Below are 22,499 nucleotides of genomic sequence, written 5' to 3' on the forward strand. Positions count from 1 at the left end.
TGCGTTCAAAGAACACGCCAACAATAAATGCGATCAGCAACAGGATGGGAAGCCGTAACAATCCGAACATCGGCCTATCGCACCTCGATCGGCAGAGTCTCGTCGCGGTCTTCCCAACCGGCCCTTTCCAACTCGGGCGTGTCGGTTTCTTCTTCCGGCCAGCCGACGCAGAAATAGCCGATAAGCCGCCAGTTGTCTGGCACGTTCAGGTCGGTGTTCATTTGGTCGGGGTCCAGGATTGAGACCCAGCCCAGCCCCAGCCCCTGCGCGCGCAGGGCCAGCCAGACCAGGGTGATGGCCGAGACAACCGAATAGCGCCGCATCTCGGGCATGGTGCCTGCACCCAGACCCTGACCTTTGCTGGTGGTGTCATCGCAGAACACCGCCAATTGCACCGGTGCCTCTTGCATACCCGAAAGTTTGAGGCCGCTATACAGCTGTGCTTTCTCACCGGAATACCCGGCCAGAGCGTCCGCATTGGCGGTTTGGAAATTCTTGAGCGCCGCGTCGCGCGCGGCCTTACTTTCGACGCGGATCACGCGCCAGGGTTCACTGAGCCCCACCGAAGGGGCCAGCAGAAACGCGTCGAGGCAGCGCGTCAGCACTGCCTCGTCCACAGGGTCGGTGCGGAACCGACGCACATCGCGCCGGAGCCGCATCAACAGATCGAACTGCGTGCGAAAATCCTCGGTGAAAGCCTGATCCTGCACGCGTCGGCCTGCTTATTCTTCTGCTGCAGCTTCTTCAGCCGGTGCAGCAGCTGCTTCGGCAGCTTCAGCAGCCTTTGCAGCTTTCTCTTCCGCGCGCTCTTGGGCTTTCTTGCCCGGAGTACCCTTGTTCGGGTTGTTGCGCTCGGCTTTGTCACGGGTGCCAGCAGCTTCGAGCATACGTGCGATACGGTCGGTGGGCTGAGCGCCCTGATCCAGCCAGTACTGGATGCGTTCCATGTTCATTTTCACGCGCTCTTCGCTGTCTTTCGGCAGCAGCGGGTTGTAGGTGCCCAGTTTCTCGATGAAACGGCCATCGCGAGGCATACGGCTGTCAGCCGCAACGATGCGATAGAAAGGACGTTTTTTCGAGCCGCCGCGGGCGAGACGAATTTTCATTGCCATGGTGTTATCTCCTTAAGATGGCGTGTGCCGGGAATTGCCCGGTCAATTCTGGTGTTTGTTGAACCGGAGGTTCACTCTTGATGTTTCCGGTGGTGACGGATGACTTCCTGAATGATGAAATTCAGAAAAGCCTTGGCGAAATCGGGGTCCAGATCGGCCTCTTTCGCCAGGTCTTCTAGCCGTGCGATCTGCGCGGCTTCGCGCGTGGGATCGGACGGGGGAAGGTCGTGTGTCGCTTTCAGCTTGCCAACGGCCTGCGTGTGCTTGAACCGCTCGCCCAGCGTATAGACAAGGATCGCGTCCAGCCGGTCGATGCTTTCGCGATGCTCTTTCAGCAGCGACGCAGCCTGTGTCACGGGGTTGGTCATTGGCCGATCCTTTCGGAGGTCAAAGCAGTGTCAGAAACGGTGATACGCGGGTGACGCCACATCTGGGCTTTCTTGCCCAGCAGCTCGGCCTCGCGCTCATAGGTGGCGCCAAGACGCTCGGCCAAAGCGCGCGAGCGGTCATTTGCGTGGGCGATATAGGACATAACGCCGTTCAGGCCTTGATGCTGGGCAGCGTAGTGGCGCGCGGCTTGTGCGGCCTCAAAGCCCAGACCTTTGCCTTCGGCCTGCTCCATCAGGGTCCAGCCCAGTTCTGGCTCATCCCAGCCCGGAGCAAAGATCATACCCACCCAGCCGACGAACGCGCCGCTCGATTTTTCGGTTAGATGCCACAGTCCATAGCCGTTGAGCGCCCAATGACCCAACCGTTTAACCAGAGAGTCCCAGCTGCCCAGCTCATCCTTCGGACCTCCGACCATATAGCTGCGTTCTGTTTCGAAGAACGCAGTCATCGCGGGCAGGTCGTCCTGATGCGGTGCGCGCAGGATTAGACGTTCGGTTTCGACAGTGGGGATCGTGAAAGAGGTCATGCGTAGGCCTCCATTCCACCGTTCACCAGATCCGCCGGGGCAGGGTGCCGCCAGATTTCCGAGGTCCCATACTTGGGATGCTCGTAGATGTATTCAAACTGTGCGCCCAGACGTTTGGCAACGGCGATGCTGGCGTGATTTTCAGGGTCGATCAGCGAGATCGCAGTATCCCAACCCAGAACATCATAGGCATAGCTGCGCGCTGCAAACCCGGCCTCAGTCGCGTATCCCTTGCCAGTGGCGTGGTTCAACAGCGTCCAGCCAACCTCGGGTTCAGGCCAGCCTTCGGGGCACCATAGACCGACACGACCAAGATAGTCGCCGGTGTCTTTTTCATCGACGCTCCAGTATCCGTAGCCGCGCAGCGACCAATGGCCCAGCAGAGCCGCGATCACACGCCACACCTCGTCCCGACGCATCTGACCGCCGACATACTTCGCAGCTTCGCTGGCGAAGAACGCAGTGTCTGCGTCCAGATCCGCGTCGGACGGCGCGCGCAGGATCAGGCGCTCGGTCTCAAGCTGGGGGATATGAGGCGTGAGGGCAGTCATCTACTTCTTCTTGCCAAACCCGCTGAGGCCTTGGGGCAGGCCCATGCCCCCGCCCAGTCCGGGCAGGCCACCGGGCATCTTGCCACCCATCGCCTTGGCCGCCTGTTCCAGTGCTTTGGGGTCCATACCTGCGGCCATTTCTTCTGGCGAGGGACCGCCTTTACCAAACATGCCCTTCATGGCCTGTTTCAGCATCTTGCCTTTGCCCATCTTGCCCATCTTCTTCATCATGTCCGACATCTGCCGGTGCATCTTGAGCAGCTTGTTGAGGTCGCTAACCTCCATCCCCGAACCCGCTGCAATCCGTTTCTTGCGGCTGGCCTGCAGCAGCTGCGGGTTGGCGCGCTCGCGTTTGGTCATCGACTGGATCATGGCGATCTGCTGACGCAGGATTTTGTCGTCGAGACCAGCTTGATCCATCTGCTTGGCCATTTTGCCCATGCCCGGCATCATGCCCATCATGCCCTGCATACCGCCCATCTGGATCATCTGTTCCAGCTGCATTTTCAGGTCGTTCATATTGAACTGACCTTTGACCATGCGCTTCATCATGCGCTCGGTCTGTTCCATCTCCATCGTTTCCTGGGCCTTTTCGACCAGAGCAACGATGTCGCCCATGCCCAAAATACGACCAGCGATCCGGTCCGGCTCGAAGGTTTCGAGCGCGTCCATCTTCTCGCCCAGACCAACAAAACGGATCGGCTTGCCAGTAACCGCGCGCATCGACAGCGCCGCACCGCCGCGCCCGTCACCGTCCATCCGGGTCAGAACCACGCCCGAGATGCCGACCTTGGCGTCGAACTCCTCGGCGACTTCAACTGCGACTTGACCGGTCAGGCCGTCAACGACCAGCAGGGTCTCGCGCGGGTCAACAACATTGCGGACCTGTTCCACCTCGTCCATCAGGACTTCGTCGATATGCAGACGGCCCGCGGTGTCGAGCATGTAGACGTCGTAGCCGCCCAACGTTGCCTGCTGCTTAGCGCGTTTGGCGATATCGACCGGCGATTGGCCCGGCACGATCGGCAGCGTATCGACGCCGACCTGTGTACCCAAAACGGCCAGCTGGTCCATCGCGGCTGGGCGATAGACGTCAAGCGAGGCCATTAGGACCTTCTTGCCCTCTTTCTCTTTCAGGCGCTTGGCGAGCTTACCGGTGGTCGTGGTCTTGCCCGAGCCCTGCAGGCCGACCATCAGGATAGGGGCAGGCGGGTTGTCGATCTTCAGCTTGCCGGGGTCTTCCTCGCCACGCAGGGTTTCGACCAGCGCGTCGTGCACGATCTTGACGACCTGCTGGCCGGGCGTGATCGACTTGGTCACCGCCTGTCCTGTCGCCTGTTCCTGCACCTTCTTGACGAATGCGCGTGCCACGGGCAGCGAGACGTCGGCCTCAAGCAGAGCAACACGAACCTCGCGCAAGGCTGTCTTGACGTCTTCCTCGGACAGCGCACCTTGTTTTGTCAGCCGATCAAAGACGCCAGAAAGGCGTTCGGATAGATTTTCAAACATGCCTTCGGCCTCCTATGCCGGTTTAGATGTGGCATCCCCTAAGTAGGAAACGCCGGTTAAATGCACAATTGCCCCCACGGGCGAAACTCGCTGGTGGGGGGCGATCCCTGAACTACTAAAGGGACCGGAAGATCATACGCTTCCGGATGTTTGGGAGGGGCTTTAGGCGGATTGGCTGTCAGAGTCAACCTTGCGCGCCGGAAGCCAGGCATTGACCGCATCGACCATCCTCTGCGCGCCGCCTCCGCTGATGTAAGCTTCGACAATCGGGTGACGACCGGCACTCATGCCCTTTTCCAGAATCAAAACGGGGCGATGCATCTTGGACGAGTTTCCTTTGCGGCTCGAGGTGGTGGTCTCCACCTCGGCATGGGACAGGTTCGACAGTTCATGTTCCACGGTGTCATATCCAAAGATCGATTGGCGGCGGATCAGGATGCTGTTTGTGCGACGGTCCAGTATGACCTGCACGCGTCGCACAAAGACACAGAAGGCGCCAAAGCCCAAACCGCCACCGACTAGGGCAAAGAAAATACCGAAGAAGATGCCCTCACCCCCTTCGGTGGCCATGAAGAGGCCTGCGCCGACGAAACAGAGGATGAAGACAACCAACATGATGCCCATCAGCCAGGGTGTATTGGACAGGATCAATTGGTCGGGGGTGTTGCGCGAGACTTTCATGGCGGCACGCTAGCATCGAATTCGAGGGCTGTCGTGGCTTGAATTCGCCCGCATGTTGCGCGATTAGCGCGTCAAACAGGAGGGTCTCATGGACGCATCATCCGCTTTTCAGGACACATTGCCGCTCAGTTCCGATGCGTTGTTGGCGCAGCTGGATGATTGGGGGTTGGAGTATCGGCTGCATTCTCATGTGCCGCTGCGCACAGTTGAGGATGCAAAGGCCGTTGAGGACCAGTTTATGGTGCCGGGTGAGAATGCCTTGCGGTCGAAGAACCTGTACCTGCGCGACAAGAAAAAGCGCAACTATCTGGTGACGCTTGAACAGAGCCGTGAGATTGACCTCAAAGCGCTGGGCGCTGAACTGGGGATCGGCAATCTGTCTTTCGGCTCGGCGGATCGGTTGTTGCAGAACCTTGGCATCCGACCGGGTGCAGTCAGCCCGCTGGCGATGATCAACGGGGTTCAGAATAACGTGCGGTTCTTCATGGATGCATCGGCACAGCAGGCCGACGTGATCTACATGCACCCGCTGGTCAATGACCGAACCGTCGCAATGACGCAGTCCGATTTGATGGCGTTCTTCGACCGGATCGGATGCGACGTGACCTGGCTGCCTTAGTCAGTCCTCCAACGCTTGTTTCAGCGCGGCGGCTACATGGGCCGCCGACGGGTTGATGAACAAATGTCCGTCGGCTTCGAACACAGGGTCGTCCAGATGGTTGGGGAAGGCCAGCGGCAGTTCCGTACAAGCCAGCAGGATGGCCGTGCCCGGCTCTGCATGCTTGTTACAAAAAGCCAACAGCTGGTCATGAGCGGATTCTGACGCACCGCCGTAACACTCGCTGTCGATCATGGCCTGCATCTCGGCGATTTCGACTTCGGGCAGACGATCATTCGCGGCGATGCCCTCATCGGCCAACCTGTCTGCGTAGTTGGTCGCCTGCATCGTCACGGTTGTACCCAAAACCAGCGCCCGTGACGCGCCTGTTGACGCGGTGACTTCGGCCGTCGCGTCGAAGATGCTGAGAATGGGCATCGACACGCCCTGCCGGATCGCATGAAGACGTGCGTGTGGAGTGTTTGAGGCGATGATCCCAAAATCACATCCCCCATTCTCCAAGGTCAGAAGCGCTTCGCGAAACACTGCGTCGAATGCGGCCCAACTGGCCTCATCGCCGGCCACACCCCGCAAGGCCCGTGTTTTGGCTTGCGTGACAGACTCGATTGTCATTGGCGGGATGGGTAGGGGGGACCCGTGTCCGCGCGCGGCGAAATATCGCCCGGCCCCTTCGGAAATCGCGCGGTAATAATCCACGGTCGAGGCCCAGCCGACGCCCCCAAGAATTCCGATCTTTTTCATGATAAACGCCCAATCCGCAGAAAGCTACTGCTGCGCAGATTGGACGTTTCGATCTTCTTTGACCAGAGCCTGATTAGGCGGCCAGTTCACCAATGGCTTTGTGGGCATTTTTGACCGACGAGTCGGCATCAATGGCCAATTGATCTGCAGCTACGACGTCGACGTCAGTGATGCCGATGAAGCCTAGAACATGCTTGGCGTAATTGGTTGCAAAGTCGATTTCAGACCCGACTGCCGTGCCACCTGATGCGATTGCCAGAACGGCGCGTTTGCCTTCAAGGAGACCTTTGGGACCGTTTTCGGTGTAGGAGAATGTCAGACCCGCCCGGGCAACAAGATCAATCCACGCCTTGAACGCCGCCGGGACCGAGAAGTTGTAGATGGGCAATCCGATCACGATGGTATCGGCGCGTTGCAGTTCGTTCACCAGCTCGTCGGACAGGGCCAGTTGATCGCGCTGAACGGCATCGCGTTGGTCTGCCGGGGTGAAGTTGGCGGCGATCCAGTCCTCGGTCAGCAGGGGCAGGGGGCTGGCCAGATCGCGGCGGATGATGCGTTCCGCGCCAAGATGCTGGACGATGCGATGCGACAGGTCTCGGGTTGCTGATCCGGTGCGACGGGCCGAGGCGTCGATATGCAGGATTGTTTTGGTCATGATGTCCTCATTGGGGAAATTTCGCTCTGCTCCCAATATGAGCGTTGCGCTGGCGAACAAAACTCGGCTAAGTCAACATTGAGTGTTTGAAATTGCACATTATGAGGTCGTGATGGACAATTGGGACGAAGTCAGAACCGCGTATCAGGTGGCCCGCATGGGAACGGTCAGCGGCGCGGCCGAGGTTCTTGGCGTGCATCATGCGACGGTCATTCGCCATATCGACGCCATCGAGGCGCGTCTGGGCGTGAAGCTGTTCCAGCGTCATGCGCGGGGGTACACCCCGACCGAAGCGGGTGAGGACCTGTTGCGCGTGGCCCAAGCCACAGAAGATCAGTTCAACCAATTGGTTGGTCGCATGAAAGGGCGCGGCGATGACGTCTCGGGCGAGTTGGTCGTAACCTCTCTGGCGTCGCTGGCCCCTCTGGTCGTGCCGACATTGACCGAGTTTCAGAAGTCACATCCGGGCCTGATCGTGCGCTATCTGACCGGGGATCGTCTGTTCCGACTGGAATATGGTGAGGCACATGTGGCCATTCGTGCCGGTGCCGCACCCGATCAACCAGACAACGTGGTACAGCCCTTTGTCGCGCAGGAAGTCGGGCTCTACGCTAGCAAGGATTATATCGCGAGGCGCGGCAAACCTTCGGGCGTCGAGGATTTTGGCAACCACGCCTTTGTCGGAAATGACGACGAAAACAGCCGCGCGCCGTTTTCTCGCTGGCTGCGTGCGAATGCACCGGTTGAGGCAATGACCTTCCTGTGTTCCAACAACTTCACCTGCGGCGAAGCGGTTCTGGCCGGGGCAGGGATAGGCTTCATGGCCCGGTGGGAGGCCGCGCGCCATCCCGAACTCGAAGAGGTCATGGAGCCCCTGCCGGAATGGTCCGGCAAGCTGTGGCTGGTGACCCATGTGGACCTGCATCGCACGACCAAGGTGCAGTCCTTCCTGCAATTCCTGAAGGACCAGTCCAAGGGCTGGCTGCCATGAGCCCACAAGCGCGTGGCCATCTGGCCATGCTGGTCTTCTCGGCCCTGGTCGCGGGCAGTTTCTCGTTGGGGTCGATCATCGCCAATGAGATCGCCCCGGCGGCGCTGAACGCGGTGAGGTTCGGGATAGCAGCAGGTGTGATCGGCCTTGCCGCATTGGCCACCACCGGTTTGCCACGCAGCGCGGCGCAGGCGCCTTGGCGGTATCTTGTGCTCGGCGGGCTGTTTGCCACCTATTTCGTGCTGATGTTCTACGGCCTGCAAACCGCCCCTCCGGTCAGCGCGGCTGCGGTTTTCACCTTGACGCCCGTGATTGCCGCCTTCGCCGGGTGGACGCTGTTGCGTCAGGTCACGACGCCCCGGATGGCACTGGCCTTGGTGGTCGGTGCGACGGGCGCACTTTGGGTGATCTTTCGCGCTGATTGGCAGGCGTTCCGGGCGTTCTCGATCGGCGGGGGCGAGATCATCTATTTCTGGGGCTGCGTTGCCCATGCGATCTACACCCCGATGGTGCGCAAATTGAACCGGGGTGAGCCAGCTGTTGTCTTTACCTTCGGCACGCTCGTCGCCGGGTGCCTGTTGCTTACCGGCTTTGGCTGGCGCGATATCCTTGCGACCGACTGGGCCAACCTTCCGGGTATCGTCTGGCTGGGCCTGCTCTACCTGTCCTTCTTTGCGACAGCTGTCAGTTTCGTGCTGGTGCAGTTCGCCGCTTTGCGCCTGCCCTCGGCCAAGGTGATGGCCTATACCTATCTTGTCCCAAGCTGGGTGATCTTGTGGGAGATCGCGCTGGGCAACGGCATCCCGACGGGCCTTATTCTGGGTGGGGTCGGGCTGACCATCCTCGCACTTCTCATGCTCTTGAAAGACGAAGCGCCCGCTCCGCAAACAGCGCCGGAGTGACTCTTGTGCTTGAACCCAGCTGTGGCAGAATTCGACCATTGCACGAAAGGAACGCAAAAATGACCCGAGTTTTCGTGATTGGAACGGCCCTTTTCCTCTGTGCCTGTGCCCCGAGCGGCGCTGACCAGAAGGAATCAGATCTGCAGGCCAGTTGTGAGGCGCTGGTCTCGGCGGAAACTGGGGTGGCATCTGGTGATGTCCAAGCGACCTCAACGCAGTCAGAGGCAACAGGAACGGTCGTGAGCGTCTCTGTGGCGGGTGCTGAAGCGCCCTGGATTTGCCGGGCCGATGCGACCGGTGTGATCACCGGTGTAGGATACAGTCAGGAGGGGTAAACCGGCCCTTTTTTAAAGGGGTTGAGCCAGATCAAGGCCCCAAATTGCGTTGTCCTCTAACCTCAAACCTGGAGAGAGGAGGAATTCATGTACAATCACATCATGATCCCTGTCGACTTGCATATGCCGCCTGAGGTCCAGAAGGCAACTGCAGTCGCGGCTGAAATCGCCAAATGGCAGAGCGCCAAGGTTACCCTCGTCAGCGTGACGGGTATGCAGCCTGGCGAGGCCTTGCAAACGGATGAGGCGATTGCCGAAAGCCTATCGGCGCTGGCAGACGAGATCGGCAAACTAAGTGGCACCGAGGTTGACACGCGCAATATCCACTCTGTCGATGTCGCCGCCGAGGTAGACGGGGATCTTGCGAAAGCCGCCGAAGAGATTGGCGCGGATCTGATCGTTGTTGGCACACACGCCCCGCGGATCACAGACTACATCTTCACGAGCCACGCCGGGAAACTGGCGCAGCATTCAAAAATGTCGGTCTTCGTGGTCAGATGACTTAGGGGTCGTCTCCCGACGGTAGCTCGACTTCCAAAAACCGTTCGAACGCGTCCAGATTGACGGGTTCGAACTGCCCGAAGCCCTGCATCCAGACCGAGGCTGTGCGCAGGGCGTCCGGCTCCAGCTTGCACCATTTCACCCGCCCGCGTTTTTCCTGGCTGATCAGCCCGGCCCGGGTCAGAATGACCAGATGTTTCGAGATCGCGGCCAGAGACATCTCGAACGGTTCGGCCACATCGGTGACGGCCATGTCATCCTCCAGCAGCATCGCAAGGATGGTGCGGCGGGTCGGATCGGCCAAAGCGGCAAAAACAGTATCGAGGTCGTTTGACATGTCACGTTCCTAATACGCAGGAACCGGTTTGACAATTTGCGGCCCATCGCGATGCTGCGCGTTGACTTGAAAATGGGTGTCTCAATGCCGCTGAAATACTGGCTGGTGATCTGTATCCTCGGCATAGGCTGGGGCATGTCTTTCATGTTCAACGCCATTTTGCTGCGCGAACTCGGGCCGCTGTCCGTGTCCATGGGGCGGGTTGGGTTTGGAGCACTGGGGTGCTGGATTTACGTCATTGGCGCCCGTCTGAACGTACGCCTGTCAGGCAACCGCGCGATTGCCTTACTGGGGTTTGGTGCGCTCAGCTATGCCGCGCCATTCGCGTTTTACGCGCTGGGCCAGCAGCATATTGGTGCCGGCGTGGCGGGTATCGTGAATGCAACGACGCCTGCCTTCGCGGTCATCGTCTCGCATTTCTGGCCGGGGGGTGAGCGGGCAACCTTCTTGAAGTCTATGGGCGTGGTCTGTGGGTTCGCGGGCATTGTCGTGCTGTCGCTGCCGGTTCTGTATTCCGGGGCCGGTTCCCAGTTCTGGGCCATACTGCTGATCCTGCTGGCTCCGGTCTGCTATGCCTTCTCGGTCAACTTCGCGCGCGCGTTCCAGGATATGCAGCCCGTGGTTCTGGTTGCCTTGGCTCTGACCGGAGCAACACTGGCAATCACTCCGCTGGCCCTCTGGCAAGAGGGGTTGCCCCATGTCACCCGGGTTGAGACCTGGGCGTCTCTGCTGATGATCGGATTTGTCCTGACCTCGGCGGCGTTCATCGTGTTTTATTGGCTGCTGCCCAAAGTGGGTCCGACGAACATTTCAACCGTTACCCTCATCGCGCCGGTCTCGGCGTTGGTGCTGGGAACGTGGGTGTTAAAAGAGGCCCTGCGCCCCGAGCATATGCTTGGTATGGCAGCGATCCTTGTCGGGCTTTTGCTGATCGATGGCCGCATTGTTCGGCGGATGCGCCAAGGCGCGGAAGTAAAAGATCAACCAAAGGGTTGAATATGGCATTTTAGGCGGATTGCTTGATTTTGGCCTTTGCCTGTGCAGTTGAGCGATTTTGAATAGGTGGTTTATTATTTTAAAATCAGTACTTTAACCTGCGTCAATTCGGGCGCGCAAGCCCGTTGACTCTGCGCCCCTTGCCCCTTAGCACCTAGCCTCAAGACTGTACGAGGGAAACGCCCGTGACCGATGACGACCAAAAGCAGCGTATGGCGCAGCTTGAGGCCAAGATCGACGCGGCGAAAAAGGCGAAACAGCCAAAACCCCGTGCAGATGCTGACGTATCCGGAGGCGAGCTTGCCTGGAGGATGGTCATCGAAATGGTATCCGGTCTGGGGATCGGATTTGGCATCGGATACGGGCTGGACAGCCTGCTCGGGACAATCCCGATCTTTCTGGTGCTGTTCACATTGCTGGGCCTTGTCGCGGGCGTGAAGGTTATGCTCCGCAGCGCGAAAGAGGCCCAAGAGAAACAAATGGCGGCGACGGCCGCCGAGAAGGACGAGAGGGACTGAACGTGGCAACTGAGACCACCGCAGCAGAAGGCAGCAGCCTGGTATTCCACCCAATGGATCAGTTCATCGTCAAACCGCTGTTTGGCGACGGCGCGGTTGGCATGTTCACCATCACCAACGTGACCCTGTGGCTGTTCTTTGCAATCGTCGCGGTTGTTCTGCTTCTGGTTCTGCCCACATCGAAGCGCGCAATCGTTCCGACACGTATGCAGTCGGTCGCAGAGCTGACCTACGGTTTCGTCTACAAGATGCTGGAAGACATCTGCGGTAAGGAAGGCGTTAAGTTCTTCCCCTATGTCATGACCCTGTTCATGTTCATTGTCTGCGCCAACTTCTTGGGCCTGATCCCGACCTCGTTCACAACAACCTCGCATTTCGCGGTCACCATCCCGCTGGCGCTGGCTGTGTTCCTGACCGTGACCGTTCTGGGCTTCGTCAAAAACGGTGCCGCGTTCCTGGGCCTGTTCTGGGTCTCCAGCGCGCCTCTGGCTCTGCGCCCGATCCTGGCGATCATCGAGCTGATCTCGTACTTCGTACGCCCCGTCAGCCACTCCATTCGTCTTGCCGGTAACGTCATGGCTGGTCACGCGGTTATCAAGGTTTTCGCAGGCTTCGCTGCGGTTGCCGTGATCTCGCCCGTGTCCGTTCTGGCGATCACCGCAATGTATGGTCTTGAGGTCCTGGTGGCCTTCATTCAGGCCTACGTATTCACCATTCTGACCTGTGTTTATCTGAAAGATGCCCTGCATCCGTCGCACTAAGGTCCGAACACCCAACATCGAAACTTCCAATTCGTAAGGAGATACATCATGGAAGGCGATCTCGCACACATCGGCGCAGGCCTGGCAGCAATCGGTTCCGGCGCAGCCGCAATCGGGGTGGGCAACGTAGCAGGCAACTTCCTGGCCGGCGCTCTGCGCAACCCTTCGGCGGCTGCTTCGCAGACCGCAACCCTCTTCATCGGTATCGCGTTCGCAGAGGCCCTGGGGATCTTCGCATTCCTGGTCTCGCTGCTGCTGATGTTCGCCGTATAATCTGCGGAACCTGATCCTTACGCGCAGGTGGGCCCAAGCCATAGCGGCCCACCTGTTGTAAAGACAAGTTTCCGACGGAGGATATCATGGCGACTGAACCCCTTACAAAAGAGGTAGCCGGCTCGTGCGTCGACTCCTATGGCTCTGCCATCGGGATGCCGCAGCTCTGCTTCGATTGGTTCCCCAACCAGATTTTCTGGCTGGTCATTACGCTGGTCGTCATCTTTCTGGTCCTGTCTCGCGTGGCTCTGCCTCGCATCGCGGCAATCCTGGCTGAACGTCAGGGGACCATTACAAATGACCTGGCTGCGGCCGAAGATCTGAAGGCCAAAGCGGTCGAGGCCGAAGAGGCCTATAACAAGGCGCTGGCCGATGCCCGTTCTGAGGCACAGCGTATCGCAGCGGAAGCCCGCGCCGAAATCCAGTCTGGTCTGGATGACGCGATTGCCAAGGCGGATGCGGAAATCGCTGCAAAGGCGGCTGAATCGGAGAAGGCTATTGCCGACATCCGTGCCGGTGCGCTGGAAAGCATTCAAGTGGTTGCCAAGGATACGGCGGCTGAACTGGTGACCGCACTGGGCGGCGAGGCGGATGCCAAAGCCATCGACAGTGCCGTTGACGCGCAGATGAAAGGATAAGTGACATGCGGAACACTCTTGCCCTTATCCTGACCTTCGGCGCAGCCAGCCCCGCATTGGCGGCCAAAGGCCCGTTCTTCTCGCTGGGCAACACCGACTTTGTCGTCCTTCTGGGCTTTATCGTCTTCATTGCGGTTCTGTTCTACTTCAAGGTCCCCGGCATGATCGGTGGCGCCCTGGACAACCGTGCCGAGGGCATCAAGTCCGAGCTGGACGAAGCCCGCGCCCTGCATGAAGAAGCGCGTAGCCTGCTGGCCTCGTACGAGCGCAAGCAGAGCGAAGTGCAGACGCAGGCAGATGCCATCGTGGCTGCGGCCAAGGACGATGCGGCTCTGGCAGCGGAACAGGCCAAGGTCGATCTGGAAAAATCCATCGCACGCCGTTTGGCGGCCGCGCAGGATCAGATCGCTTCGGCTGAAGCTTCGGCTGTGAAGGAAGTTCGCGATCAGGCGATCTCGGTTGCGGTATCCGCTGCAAACGCCGTTCTGGCGAAACAGATGACTGCGACGCAGGCGAACAAGCTGATCGACGCGGCCATTGCTGATGTCGGTGCTAAGTTGCACTAGAGCATGCAAGACCAATGTTTCAGGCGCCTGTTGAGGTGCCTGAAACATAACAACACCGAACGTTGCGGACGCCCTGTATTTCCAAAGAACAACACTTCTATAGTACCTGCTGGTTGCATTGAAACAGAGTGACTTAGGAGATTGATCTTGAACAAGTCAGTAAGCAGTACATGTACTGTTGTGGTTCCGGTCTATCGTGAACTTTGTTCGGCTGAGCTTCAGGTACTCAAGCACAATCTGGACGTGTTGGCGAGAAATAGAGTCGTGCTCATTGGTTCACGCTGTCAACGTGATTTGCTACGAAAAACGAGAGATGTCATATCACCAGCGGTCGGACAGGAAGTTTTCTTGGAGCTCTTTGAAGGCAATCACTTTGAAAGTGTAAAAGGTTACAACAGTCTACTAAAGAGCGAGACATTTTTTCGCCGCTTCTTGGACAGCGAGTACATTTTGATCTGTCAGCATGATGCGGTTGTTCTAAGGGATGAAGTTGAGGAGTGGGTGCAAAAAGGCTATGCATTTGTCGGAGCACCTATGTTTAAAGGGTATAGCGAGCCTCACAGGCCATTGAAGCTCTTGAAGACGTTGAATGGAGGGTTCAGTTTGCGCCACGTTCAATCTGCTTTGAGGGTGTTGCAATCGACGAAAATGATCAATCGAACCAAGTTTTTTAGTACGCTTTCTAAGCTTGGTTTCGTGCGTATTGCTGATTGGATTTGTCGAATTTTTCTAAATTCCAGGGTAATGGTTGTGAAATCCGGTGTAAACGAGGACATTTTTTGGTCCGGATTTGTGCCAGAAAGATTTCCAGAATTTCGGGTTCCACGGCCGAGAGACGCCGCTCAATTTGCCTTTGAAGCTTGTCCGTCAGAGTTATATGAACTGCTTGACAGAAAATTACCAATGGGCGGTCATGCTTATGAGCGGTATGAGCCTGACTTTTGGGTAAAACATGTGCCCGCCGAATTGAAGGCTGCGATAGGATATTTGGGAAAAACTGAATAGCGAAGCCCGGACTATTGCTTCTGCCGAAGTGTCAAACAAGGCAAACACTTGGTCGGCAGGTTTCATTGGACACCAGCCTGGCAGAGCTCAGTACAATCTTGCTTTGTGCAAACTGCGACGCATGTCGCGCGAGGAAACGGACGAAAAGAAATGAAAACGATACCGAAGGCGTCTGTCGTAACCAACAAGACCGGGTACGAGTTGGAGTTTTCGTTCTGTTCGTTGGTGTCCAGCGCTGATCAATACCAAAATATGATTGTTTCAATGCGAAATGCGGGTTTTGATGATACATTTTGCGAGTTTCTATATGTCGACAATCGCGCGGAAAATACTGGTGATGGATTTGCTGGTTTGAATGCGGCCCTAAACCAGGCTCGAGGGCGGTATGCGATTTTGTGCCATCAGGATATCCTTGCAATAGATGGACCCGCAAGGTTGCGAGAAGTAATTTCACAAGTTAGCGAGCTGGATCCAAATTGGGCGGTTTTAGGGAACGCAGGAGTTGGAGGCAAAGATCGTTATTACTATTTGACTGAAAGAAACACAGTTGTCGCAGGGACGAAAAGGAACCCAATAGCCAGGGTGAATTCTCTTGATGAGAACTTCATGGTGGTTCGCCAAAACACCCGCGTTGCATTCTCGAATGATCTCACGGGGTTTCATCTCTATGGAACAGACCTCGTTGCGCAGGCCGAAATGCGAGGATACTCTTGTTACGTCGTCGATTTCCGAGTGGAGCATTTGGGCCTAGGCAAGATTGACGATGCGTTCAAGGAATCTTGCAATAGGTTCGAAGAAAAATATGCTCGCGCATTCAAGCCGAAGACTGTAACCACGACATGTGCAACAGTCGACATTGGTACATTGGAAGGTAAGGGGCGAAAAGATCGCTACCTTGGATTTGAACGCGGACCAAACTTTGTTCGGCCGAGTAAAAAAGCGAAGAAGAAAATTCGTTCAAAACTGTCGGGGCACACCATTGAAATAGACGGAATGCGATTCAGCTACCCCGAAGATATTCCTTTTGCTGCGTACCACGCCCTCTACAAAGGGATTTATCAGCAACCAGAGCGCAATTTGATGCAGGACTATCTTCCTCCTGATCTCCCAGTCGTTGAACTTGGTGGATCCTATGGAATTGTCTCAGGACTTTTGAATCGAAAACTGAACGAGGACGCTCGCCAAGTTGTTGTCGAAGCTAACCCCGAACTCTTAGACCTATGCAGAGAAAACGCGCTCGCTATCAACCCTAGTCGAAAACTGGCGCTAGTTAATTGTGCGATAGACTATTCTGGAAGAGATAGTATCTCGTTTACGGTCACCTCCGGTACCCACGGTAGCCATGTCGCTGAAAACTGGCGGGACAACGGAACCGGTGGCGAAAGAATATCGGTGCAAGCCATAACATTGACGCAGCTACTGCAACAAGAGTGCATTGAAGGTGAGTATTCTTTGGTGTGTGATATTGAAGGCGCTGAGTTCGATCTGATTTCCCAAGATGCAGCGGCGCTTAGCAACTGTCGCGCAATGATCGTGGAATTGCATCCTGGAGTGTTTTACGATCGGGGGAAAACCGTTCAGCAATTACTAGAAAAGCTGGAGGCTTACGGTTTTGAAATTCAAAAAAGTGAAGCGACGGTTGTTGCTGCCGTACGACCAACCTAGGAATTGGTAAACCTACATCAATCGGGCCACATCATCGGTAGATGTTGAAGTCTTTGCTTTGCGATTTCGTCATTTCGTTTCGAGGTTTGTTGCTCAAAGAGACACTTTTCGACAAAACTCAAGTGTTTTTCAACAGCTTGCTTTGCCTTGAAAGGATCGCGCTGTTGCAGTGCCTGATTGATCGCTCGGTGTTGGTCGAGGATGGCTTCGCGGGTTGCGCGTTGCTGGAACATCATCTGGCGGTTGTAGAACACGCCCTGACGTAGCAGGTCATACATTGACCTCATCATATGCAGCATGATCACATTGTGGCTGGCCTCGATGATGGCCATGTGGAAATCCGCGTCCAGTTGCGCCTCATCTTGGGTGGCGTTGCGGGCATGGGCGGTCTCCATCCGGTCAAAGATCGCCTGAACGACCTTCAGATCACTTGTCGATCCCAGACGCGCGGCACGCTCGGCGGCCAGCCCCTCGAGGTCGCGGCGGAATGAGAGGTAGTCGAACACCGCTTCTTCATGGCTGCCAAACAATCGGATCAGCGCTGGCGAAAAGGCAGATCCTAACACCTCGGCCACGTAGATCCCTGACCCGGCTTTTGCGGTCAGCAAGCCTTGCTCCTGCAATTCGGCGATGGCGTCGCGCAGGGACGGGCGCGAGACTCCCATCCGCTCGGCCAGTTCTCGTTCTGACGGCAATCTCTCGCCGGGGCGCAGGATGCCACGCAGGATCAGCAGCTCAATCTGCCGAACCACAGCAATCGATAGCTTCTCAGTCTGAATTTTCTGAAAGGGCATAGGGTCGTCCGAAATTGGTCAAAACATATGACCACAGGGCGCGTGCGGGTTCAAGAACAGGGGCTTCACATCGTGTGAAACATTAGGTCAGCATTATTGACTTTACTTAGTGTCTGCATAGGCTGCGCGCATTGAGATCGGAGGAGTCCAATGACCACACATCCGCTATTCGCCACTCGGACGCAGAACATGAAGGCATCCGAGATCAGGGAGTTGCTTAAACTCCTGGATCAGCCGGATATCATCTCATTCGCCGGTGGTATCCCCGATCCTGCCCTGTTTCCGGCGGACGCGTTTGCGCAGGCCTTTCAGGCAGCTCTTGGTCCGGACCGGCAGGCGCAAGCGCTGCAATATTCGGTGAGCGAAGGATATGCTCCGCTGCGCGAATGGTTGGTCGACCATATGGCCTCAATCGGAGTCGCGTCTGACATGGACAACATCCTGATCACTTCGGGCTCGCAGCAGGCGCTGGACTATTTGGGCAAGCTGTTCTTGTCTCCCGGCGATACCGCCTTGGTCGGCTGGCCGACCTATCTGGGTGCAATCTCCGCGTTCAATGCCTATGAGCCGCGTTTCGACCAGCTCAGCATTCCCGGCAATCAAGGGGCCGAGGAATATCGAAAGGCCGCAGGCGAGGGACGGGTCAAATTCGCGTATCTCTCGCCGGACTTTTCCAATCCCACGGGTGAAACTGTCGATCTGCGTGGGCGCGAGGCGCTGCTGGATCTGGCCGAGGATCTGGACTGCGTGGTCATCGAAGATGGGGCCTATCAGGCGCTGCGCTATGACGGTGCGCCAATCCCTCCGATTCTGGCGCTGGAGCAAGCGCGGAAGGGGTCGATTGAGGGCTGTCGGACGATCTATTGCGGCAGCTTCTCGAAAACCCTGTCGCCGGGGTTGCGGGTTGGTTGGGTTGTGGCGGCCAAACCTATCATCTCGCAGCTGGTTCTGATGAAGCAGGCGGCGGATCTCCATTCGGCCACGATCAACCAAATGGCTGTGCATCAGGTGGCGCAGGCCTGTTTCGAAAGCCATATCCCAAAAGTGAGGCAGACCTATCGCGCGCGCCGCGATGCCATGTTGACGGCGTTGCAGGCCCAAATGCCCGACGGTGTCTCCTGGACCAAACCCGAGGGTGGGATGTTCGTGTGGCTGACGCTGCCCGCCGGGACCAGCGGTGCTGCGCTTTTGGCCCGAGCTCTGGACACGGTCAAAGTGGCCTTTGTTCCCGGTCAGGCGTTTTTCCCGGATGGCAGTGGTGAAAACACCCTTCGGCTGAGTTTCTCAAACTCCGATGAGGACACCATCCGCGAGGGCATTCGGCGCCTTGGGCAGGTGCTGCGTGCTGGCGGTCAGTAAGGCTTCGTTAACCATATCGTCGTTAGAACGGCAGCATGATGCGCTTACTTCCTATCCTGCTGCTGGCTGCCTGTTCGGGTGGCTCGCCTCATTTCCGCGATATGCCTGCAACGCGGGTTGCGGTGAATGGCAGTGTCTTTGACGTGCGTGTGCGCGGCCCATTGGTCGAGGCGGTGAGGGTGAACTCTCAATACGCGCCGCGCTTGGGGCCGGTTCGCGACCGGGCGGCGCTGGCTATGGCGCAGGTCTCGGGCTGTCCGTTGATGGATGTGCAGGGGGATGCGGCGGTGACGGTGGGCGTGTTGGGCTGTGATCAGGAACTTGGGGAAAAGCTGATCTTTGGTGCGCTGCTTTTGCGGTCTTATGAATGCGTCAACTATGGTTATTCCGGGGAATCCGGCTATCAGGTTTTTGAGTGTACGCCCTACTAGCGCGCGTCGCATTGCGCGTGAAACTGCCAAGATGTTGTGGATAACTCGGGTCCATTGCCCATATCCTGCGCATATCCGTTGACTCGGCCCCAATCCGTTGCGCAGACTTCCCTGTATTAGGAATCATGGGACAGGCCGCCTTTGCGCTTTAGCAAACTTAAACTGACCGGCTTCAAAAGCTTTGTTGATCCGACCGATCTGATCATTGCGGATGGGTTGACCGGTGTAGTGGGTCCCAATGGCTGCGGCAAATCCAATCTTCTTGAGGCTCTGCGCTGGGTGATGGGTGAAAACCGCCCCAAATCCATGCGCGGCGGCGCGATGGAGGATGTGATCTTCGCTGGGGCGGCTACGCGACCCGCGCGCAACTTTGCCGAGGTGGTCCTAACCATGGACAACTCGGAACGTCTGGCGCCTTCGGGCTTCAATGACAGCGACCAGTTGGAAATCGTCCGCCGCATCACCCGCGACGTGGGCAGCGCTTACAAGACCAATGGCAAGGATGTGCGTGCCCGCGATGTACAGATGCTGTTTGCCGATGCCTCGACCGGGGCGCATTCGCCCGCGCTGGTGGGGCAGAACCGCATTGCCGAGTTGATCAACGCCAAACCCCGTGCCCGTCGTCGCATTCTGGAAGAGGCTGCCGGGATCTCGGGCCTCTATCAGCGACGGCATGAGGCCGAGTTGAAGCTGAAGGGCACCGAGGCCAACCTGACCCGTGTCGATGACGTGCTGGAACAGTTGGGCGGCCAACTTGCGCAATTGGCTCGTCAGGTCCGTCAGGCGGCCCGCTACCGCGAGATTGGGGAACAGTTGCGGCAGGCTGAGGGGATGTTGCTCTATCGGCGCTGGAAAGAGGCCGATATCGCCCGCCAGGTTGCCGAAGACAAACTGCGCGACCGGATCACCGAAGCTTCACGCGCCGAGGCTGCCGCCCGGGAAGCCGCCGCCAAACGCGCCGAGATCGAGGAAACCTTACCTCCCCTGCGCGAAGAAGAGGCCATCGCCGCCGCCGTCCTGCAACGCCAGCAAGTGCAGCGCGATCAGCTCTCAGATCAGGAAACCCGCGCGCGCCAGACCATTGAGACACTGACCAACCGCATCCAGCAACTCGGCAACGATATCGAACGCGAAACGGGCCTAAACCGCGATGCAGGCGAAATGATCGAGCGCTTGGAATGGGAAGCCCGCGAGCTGATCAAGGCTGCGGAAGGTCATGATGAGAAGGTCGCTGAAGCAGCTGAGGTGGCTCGCGAAGCGGCCTCGATCCTGCAGGAACGCGAAGACCACCTGTCTCAACAGACCGAGGATATGGCTCGCTTGGTCGCGCGCCACCAGTCGGCGCAGCGCTTGGTTGAGGACAGCCGCAAGACCCTAGCCCGGTCCGAGGGCGAAGAGGAGAAAGCGCGGGTGGCGGTGGACGAAGCGAAGTCTGCCCTGACGCGCGCGGATGACGCTTTTGAAGCGGCGCAAGAGGGTGAAGAAGAGGCCCGGGAAGCCGCCGAAGCAGCCGAGGAAGCGCTGGCTGCCGCAGATGAGATGCGGACCGAAACGCAGGCGCGTGAGGCTGAGGCGCGGGCCCAACGGTCCGAGGCCGAGGGTGAGTTGGGGGCCATTCGGGCCGAAACTACCGCACTGGCCAAGCTGGTCGAACGGGACACCGCCGAAGGCGGGCAGGTGCTGGACCTGCTGCGCGTCGCGCCGGGCTTTGAAAAGGCTCTGGGCGCGGCTTTGGCCGATGATCTGCGCGCGCCATTGGTTGAGGGCGATGGGCCATCAGGTTGGGTTCAGGTCGCGGGGTATGACGCGGACCAGCCTCTGCCAGAAGGGGCCGAACCTTTGGCGCTGCATGTGTCAGGGCCGGATCGCCTCAGCCGCCGGATCGCGCAGATCGGCTTGGTGGATGCAGAGCTAGGCGCGCGGTTGCAGGCGTCCTTGAAACCGGGTCAGCGGCTGGTGTCGCGATCCGGTGATCTGTGGCGCTGGGACGGGTTCCGCGCCTGGGCCGAAGATGCCCCTAGCGCAGCCGCCTTGCGATTGGAGCAACTGAACAAGCTGGAAGCCCTAAAGCAGGAACTCGCCCGCACCGAGGCGCAGGCCGAAGGGGCTCGCGCCGCGCATGAGGCCCTGTCGCAGCAATTGGCCGATGTCACCGAAGCCGACCGTCGTGCGCGCGAAGCCCGCCGCGCTGCGGATCAGCGGATGGCCGAAACCGCCCGTGCCCTGTCGCGCGCTGAGGCGGATCGCAATCTGGCGCAGGGCAAGCTGGAAACTCTGACCTTGTCTGTGGATCGCCACAAGGACGACGCCATGTCCGCCCGCGCGCAACTCCGTGAGGCCGAGGCCGCGCTGGCCGAACTGGGCGACCTCGACAGTGCCCGCGCGCAGGTTGAAGACATCAAGCAAACGGTCGAAGCCGCGCGGATCACCATGCTGACCCACCGCTCGACCCATGATGAGTTGCGCCGCGAAGGTGAGGCCCGGACACGTCGTAGCCAGGAGGTGACGAAAGACCTCAGCGGGTGGAAGCACCGGTTGGAGACTGCCGAAAAGCGGATTTCCGAACTGGCCGACCGCAAGGAGGGGTCCGAGGAGGAACTCTCTGAGGCCATGGCCGCGCCCGCCGAGATCGCCGAAGCGCGGGAAGAGCTGAACGAGATGATCGAAGCCGCCGAAGCCCGCCGGGCTGAGGCCGCCGATAAGCTTGCCGAGGCCGAAACTCAGCAGCGTGAAGTTGTCGTGGCTGAGCGGGACGCGGAACGCTTGGCCTCAGAGGCGCGTGAAACCCGTGCGGCAGCCGAAGCGCGCTGCGATGCGGCGAAGGAAAGCGTCACGGCAACGGCCGAGCGGATTGCCGAAGATCAGCAGCTGACCCCGAACCAGTTGCTGAACCAGTTGGACGTGAACCCAGATCAGATGCCCGCCGCCGACACGCTTGAGGCCGAGGTCAATCGCCACAAACGTCAGCGCGATGCGATGGGCGCGGTGAACCTGCGGGCCGAAGAGGACAGCAAAGAAGTTCAGGACGAGTTCGACACGCTGAATGGCGAAAAGGCCGACCTGGAAGAGGCCATCAAGGCCCTGCGCAGCGGTATCGCCAGCCTCAATCGTGAGGGCCGCGAGCGTCTGCTGACCGCGTTCGAACAGGTGAATTCGAACTTCGCGATGCTATTCAAGCACCTGTTCGGCGGCGGCGAGGCCAATCTCGTCATGGTCGAAAGCGATGACCCGTTGGATGCCGGTCTGGAAATCATGTGCCAGCCCCCGGGCAAGAAACTCTCGACCCTGAGCCTGCTGTCCGGGGGTGAACAAACCCTGACCGCAACCGCGCTGATCTTTGGCGTCTTCCTCGCCAACCCGGCGCCGATCTGCGTGCTGGACGAGGTCGACGCGCCGCTCGACGACGCCAACGTCACCCGGTTCTGCGACCTGCTGGACGAGATGTGCCGCCAGACCGACACACGGTTCCTGATCATCACCCACCACGCAGTAACCATGGCGCGGATGGATCGGCTGTTCGGCGTGACCATGCAGGAACAGGGCGTCAGCCAGTTGGTCTCGGTCGATCTGAAAAAAGCCGAGCAGATGGTCGCCTGATCCCCTCACCGCAACGTTATGCCTGTTTCACGACGCTTCGGGCTAG

At 58.5% G+C, this 22,499-nt stretch carries 27 protein-coding genes; 16 read left to right on the forward strand and 11 right to left on the reverse strand.

The genetic code is table 11. The features are described from left to right. Positions 1-74: 74 nt before the first annotated feature. From bluB to ACR0NO_RS19555, 7 genes are all read right to left on the reverse strand, one after another. On the reverse strand, positions 75-710 hold the full coding sequence (gene bluB, locus ACR0NO_RS19525) for a 5,6-dimethylbenzimidazole synthase (RefSeq protein WP_480725172.1): 636 nt from the start codon (positions 708-710) through the stop codon (positions 75-77). A gap of 12 nt (positions 711-722) precedes the next feature. Then, complete coding sequence (gene rpsP / locus ACR0NO_RS19530) at positions 723-1,112, reverse strand: 30S ribosomal protein S16 (protein WP_170350323.1); 390 nt, start codon at positions 1,110-1,112, stop codon at positions 723-725. Positions 1,113-1,183: 71 nt separating this feature from the next. Continuing rightward, positions 1,184-1,480 carry a chorismate mutase gene (locus ACR0NO_RS19535; RefSeq protein ID WP_480725174.1) on the reverse strand — a complete coding sequence of 99 codons (297 nt, stop codon included), beginning with the start codon at positions 1,478-1,480 and terminating at the stop codon, positions 1,184-1,186. Then, positions 1,477-2,028 (reverse strand): GNAT family N-acetyltransferase, encoded by a 552-nt coding sequence (locus ACR0NO_RS19540; RefSeq protein ID WP_480725176.1) that lies wholly within the window; start codon positions 2,026-2,028, stop codon positions 1,477-1,479. The genes ACR0NO_RS19535 and ACR0NO_RS19540 overlap by 4 nt, the downstream gene beginning before the upstream one ends. Next, entirely contained in the window at positions 2,025-2,579 is a 555-nt protein-coding gene (locus tag ACR0NO_RS19545; protein ID WP_480725178.1) for a GNAT family N-acetyltransferase, read from the reverse strand. The genes ACR0NO_RS19540 and ACR0NO_RS19545 overlap by 4 nt, the downstream gene beginning before the upstream one ends. Further along, entirely contained in the window at positions 2,580-4,088 is a 1,509-nt protein-coding gene (gene ffh, locus ACR0NO_RS19550; protein ID WP_170641482.1) for a signal recognition particle protein, read from the reverse strand. 162 nt (positions 4,089-4,250) lie between these two features. Further along, positions 4,251-4,769, reverse strand: coding sequence for a hypothetical protein (locus tag ACR0NO_RS19555; protein WP_480725179.1), 519 nt, complete (start codon positions 4,767-4,769; stop codon positions 4,251-4,253). Positions 4,770-4,857: 88 nt separating this feature from the next. On the opposite strand from ACR0NO_RS19555, the gene ACR0NO_RS19560 reads away from it, so the two are divergent. Next, positions 4,858-5,388, forward strand: a complete 531-nt coding sequence (locus ACR0NO_RS19560; protein WP_480725180.1) for a prolyl-tRNA synthetase associated domain-containing protein — start codon at positions 4,858-4,860, stop codon at positions 5,386-5,388. Here ACR0NO_RS19560 and ACR0NO_RS19565 read toward each other — a convergent pair whose 3' ends face one another. Both ACR0NO_RS19565 and ACR0NO_RS19570 read right to left on the reverse strand, forming a co-directional pair. Next, positions 5,389-6,129 carry an aspartate/glutamate racemase family protein gene (locus tag ACR0NO_RS19565; protein ID WP_480725182.1) on the reverse strand — a complete coding sequence of 247 codons (741 nt, stop codon included), beginning with the start codon at positions 6,127-6,129 and terminating at the stop codon, positions 5,389-5,391. It lies immediately after the preceding gene. A gap of 73 nt (positions 6,130-6,202) precedes the next feature. Then, positions 6,203-6,784, reverse strand: a complete 582-nt coding sequence (locus ACR0NO_RS19570; RefSeq protein ID WP_480725184.1) for an FMN-dependent NADH-azoreductase — start codon at positions 6,782-6,784, stop codon at positions 6,203-6,205. Between the two features lie 112 nt (positions 6,785-6,896). Here ACR0NO_RS19570 and ACR0NO_RS19575 point away from each other — a divergent pair, with 112 nt between their 5' ends. From ACR0NO_RS19575 to ACR0NO_RS19590, 4 genes are all read left to right on the forward strand, one after another. Beyond that, on the forward strand, positions 6,897-7,775 hold the full coding sequence (locus ACR0NO_RS19575) for a LysR family transcriptional regulator (protein WP_170692901.1): 879 nt from the start codon (positions 6,897-6,899) through the stop codon (positions 7,773-7,775). Further along, positions 7,772-8,677 carry a DMT family transporter gene (locus ACR0NO_RS19580; RefSeq protein ID WP_480725186.1) on the forward strand — a complete coding sequence of 302 codons (906 nt, stop codon included), beginning with the start codon at positions 7,772-7,774 and terminating at the stop codon, positions 8,675-8,677. The genes ACR0NO_RS19575 and ACR0NO_RS19580 overlap by 4 nt, the downstream gene beginning before the upstream one ends. A 59-nt stretch (positions 8,678-8,736) precedes the next feature. Then, positions 8,737-9,012, forward strand: a complete 276-nt coding sequence (locus ACR0NO_RS19585; RefSeq protein ID WP_480725187.1) for a hypothetical protein — start codon at positions 8,737-8,739, stop codon at positions 9,010-9,012. Positions 9,013-9,099: 87 nt separating this feature from the next. Next, positions 9,100-9,513, forward strand: coding sequence for a universal stress protein (locus ACR0NO_RS19590; protein WP_480725188.1), 414 nt, complete (start codon positions 9,100-9,102; stop codon positions 9,511-9,513). A 1-nt stretch (position 9,514) separates the two neighbouring features. On the opposite strand, the gene ACR0NO_RS19595 is transcribed toward ACR0NO_RS19590, so the two are convergent. Further along, the gene (locus ACR0NO_RS19595; protein WP_170681306.1) at positions 9,515-9,850 is read right to left on the reverse strand and encodes a metalloregulator ArsR/SmtB family transcription factor; all 336 of its coding nucleotides are present in this window, start codon (positions 9,848-9,850) and stop codon (positions 9,515-9,517) included. Positions 9,851-9,934: 84 nt separating this feature from the next. Here ACR0NO_RS19595 and ACR0NO_RS19600 point away from each other — a divergent pair, with 84 nt between their 5' ends. The 8 genes from ACR0NO_RS19600 to ACR0NO_RS19635 all read left to right on the forward strand — a co-directional run bounded on the left by ACR0NO_RS19600 (position 9,935) and on the right by ACR0NO_RS19635 (position 16,272). Continuing rightward, a complete protein-coding gene (locus ACR0NO_RS19600; protein WP_170668029.1) occupies positions 9,935-10,846 on the forward strand; it encodes a DMT family transporter in 912 nt (303 codons plus the stop codon). A gap of 185 nt (positions 10,847-11,031) precedes the next feature. Further along, positions 11,032-11,364, forward strand: coding sequence for an AtpZ/AtpI family protein (locus ACR0NO_RS19605; protein ID WP_170380482.1), 333 nt, complete (start codon positions 11,032-11,034; stop codon positions 11,362-11,364). A 2-nt stretch (positions 11,365-11,366) separates the two neighbouring features. Continuing rightward, positions 11,367-12,125 (forward strand): F0F1 ATP synthase subunit A, encoded by a 759-nt coding sequence (locus ACR0NO_RS19610; protein ID WP_170641464.1) that lies wholly within the window; start codon positions 11,367-11,369, stop codon positions 12,123-12,125. Positions 12,126-12,173: 48 nt separating this feature from the next. Beyond that, entirely contained in the window at positions 12,174-12,398 is a 225-nt protein-coding gene (locus ACR0NO_RS19615; protein WP_005981269.1) for a F0F1 ATP synthase subunit C, read from the forward strand. An 86-nt stretch (positions 12,399-12,484) separates the two neighbouring features. Next, entirely contained in the window at positions 12,485-13,036 is a 552-nt protein-coding gene (locus ACR0NO_RS19620; RefSeq protein ID WP_170463175.1) for a F0F1 ATP synthase subunit B', read from the forward strand. 5 nt (positions 13,037-13,041) lie between these two features. Further along, complete coding sequence (locus ACR0NO_RS19625; protein ID WP_170556362.1) at positions 13,042-13,602, forward strand: F0F1 ATP synthase subunit B; 561 nt, start codon at positions 13,042-13,044, stop codon at positions 13,600-13,602. Between the two features lie 147 nt (positions 13,603-13,749). Then, positions 13,750-14,607, forward strand: a complete 858-nt coding sequence (locus ACR0NO_RS19630) for a DUF5672 family protein (protein WP_480725190.1) — start codon at positions 13,750-13,752, stop codon at positions 14,605-14,607. 150 nt (positions 14,608-14,757) lie between these two features. Beyond that, positions 14,758-16,272, forward strand: a complete 1,515-nt coding sequence (locus ACR0NO_RS19635) for an FkbM family methyltransferase (RefSeq protein ID WP_480725192.1) — start codon at positions 14,758-14,760, stop codon at positions 16,270-16,272. A gap of 17 nt (positions 16,273-16,289) precedes the next feature. Here ACR0NO_RS19635 and ACR0NO_RS19640 read toward each other — a convergent pair whose 3' ends face one another. Further along, positions 16,290-17,066, reverse strand: a complete 777-nt coding sequence (locus ACR0NO_RS19640; RefSeq protein ID WP_170641456.1) for an FCD domain-containing protein — start codon at positions 17,064-17,066, stop codon at positions 16,290-16,292. A gap of 150 nt (positions 17,067-17,216) precedes the next feature. On the opposite strand from ACR0NO_RS19640, the gene ACR0NO_RS19645 reads away from it, so the two are divergent. From ACR0NO_RS19645 to ACR0NO_RS19655, 3 genes are all read left to right on the forward strand, one after another. Beyond that, entirely contained in the window at positions 17,217-18,425 is a 1,209-nt protein-coding gene (locus ACR0NO_RS19645) for an aminotransferase-like domain-containing protein (protein ID WP_480725194.1), read from the forward strand. A gap of 35 nt (positions 18,426-18,460) precedes the next feature. After that, positions 18,461-18,856, forward strand: coding sequence for a hypothetical protein (locus ACR0NO_RS19650; RefSeq protein ID WP_480565753.1), 396 nt, complete (start codon positions 18,461-18,463; stop codon positions 18,854-18,856). Between the two features lie 141 nt (positions 18,857-18,997). Continuing rightward, complete coding sequence (locus ACR0NO_RS19655) at positions 18,998-22,453, forward strand: chromosome segregation SMC family protein (protein ID WP_480725196.1); 3,456 nt, start codon at positions 18,998-19,000, stop codon at positions 22,451-22,453. The last annotated feature ends 46 nt before the right edge of the window (positions 22,454-22,499 follow it).

Source organism: Ruegeria sp. CL3 (assembly GCF_056536505.1).

Coding starts and splice junctions, on each gene's coding strand:
- ACR0NO_RS19535 (WP_480725174.1), bottom strand. CDS start 1,480: ATGACCAACCCCGTGACACAGGCTGCGTCGCTGCTGAAAGAGCATCGC.
- ACR0NO_RS19555 (WP_480725179.1), bottom strand. CDS start 4,769: ATGAAAGTCTCGCGCAACACCCCCGACCAATTGATCCTGTCCAATACA.
- ACR0NO_RS19650 (WP_480565753.1), top strand. CDS start 18,461: ATGATGCGCTTACTTCCTATCCTGCTGCTGGCTGCCTGTTCGGGTGGC.
- ACR0NO_RS19560 (WP_480725180.1), top strand. CDS start 4,858: ATGGACGCATCATCCGCTTTTCAGGACACATTGCCGCTCAGTTCCGAT.
- ACR0NO_RS19645 (WP_480725194.1), top strand. CDS start 17,217: ATGACCACACATCCGCTATTCGCCACTCGGACGCAGAACATGAAGGCA.
- ACR0NO_RS19575 (WP_170692901.1), top strand. CDS start 6,897: ATGGACAATTGGGACGAAGTCAGAACCGCGTATCAGGTGGCCCGCATG.
- ACR0NO_RS19580 (WP_480725186.1), top strand. CDS start 7,772: ATGAGCCCACAAGCGCGTGGCCATCTGGCCATGCTGGTCTTCTCGGCC.
- ACR0NO_RS19565 (WP_480725182.1), bottom strand. CDS start 6,129: ATGAAAAAGATCGGAATTCTTGGGGGCGTCGGCTGGGCCTCGACCGTG.
- ACR0NO_RS19590 (WP_480725188.1), top strand. CDS start 9,100: ATGTACAATCACATCATGATCCCTGTCGACTTGCATATGCCGCCTGAG.
- ACR0NO_RS19620 (WP_170463175.1), top strand. CDS start 12,485: ATGGCGACTGAACCCCTTACAAAAGAGGTAGCCGGCTCGTGCGTCGAC.
- ACR0NO_RS19600 (WP_170668029.1), top strand. CDS start 9,935: ATGCCGCTGAAATACTGGCTGGTGATCTGTATCCTCGGCATAGGCTGG.
- ACR0NO_RS19540 (WP_480725176.1), bottom strand. CDS start 2,028: ATGACCTCTTTCACGATCCCCACTGTCGAAACCGAACGTCTAATCCTG.
- ACR0NO_RS19635 (WP_480725192.1), top strand. CDS start 14,758: ATGAAAACGATACCGAAGGCGTCTGTCGTAACCAACAAGACCGGGTAC.
- ACR0NO_RS19570 (WP_480725184.1), bottom strand. CDS start 6,784: ATGACCAAAACAATCCTGCATATCGACGCCTCGGCCCGTCGCACCGGA.
- ACR0NO_RS19585 (WP_480725187.1), top strand. CDS start 8,737: ATGACCCGAGTTTTCGTGATTGGAACGGCCCTTTTCCTCTGTGCCTGT.
- ACR0NO_RS19615 (WP_005981269.1), top strand. CDS start 12,174: ATGGAAGGCGATCTCGCACACATCGGCGCAGGCCTGGCAGCAATCGGT.
- ACR0NO_RS19640 (WP_170641456.1), bottom strand. CDS start 17,066: ATGCCCTTTCAGAAAATTCAGACTGAGAAGCTATCGATTGCTGTGGTT.
- ACR0NO_RS19625 (WP_170556362.1), top strand. CDS start 13,042: ATGCGGAACACTCTTGCCCTTATCCTGACCTTCGGCGCAGCCAGCCCC.
- rpsP (WP_170350323.1), bottom strand. CDS start 1,112: ATGGCAATGAAAATTCGTCTCGCCCGCGGCGGCTCGAAAAAACGTCCT.
- ACR0NO_RS19545 (WP_480725178.1), bottom strand. CDS start 2,579: ATGACTGCCCTCACGCCTCATATCCCCCAGCTTGAGACCGAGCGCCTG.
- ACR0NO_RS19595 (WP_170681306.1), bottom strand. CDS start 9,850: ATGTCAAACGACCTCGATACTGTTTTTGCCGCTTTGGCCGATCCGACC.
- ffh (WP_170641482.1), bottom strand. CDS start 4,088: ATGTTTGAAAATCTATCCGAACGCCTTTCTGGCGTCTTTGATCGGCTG.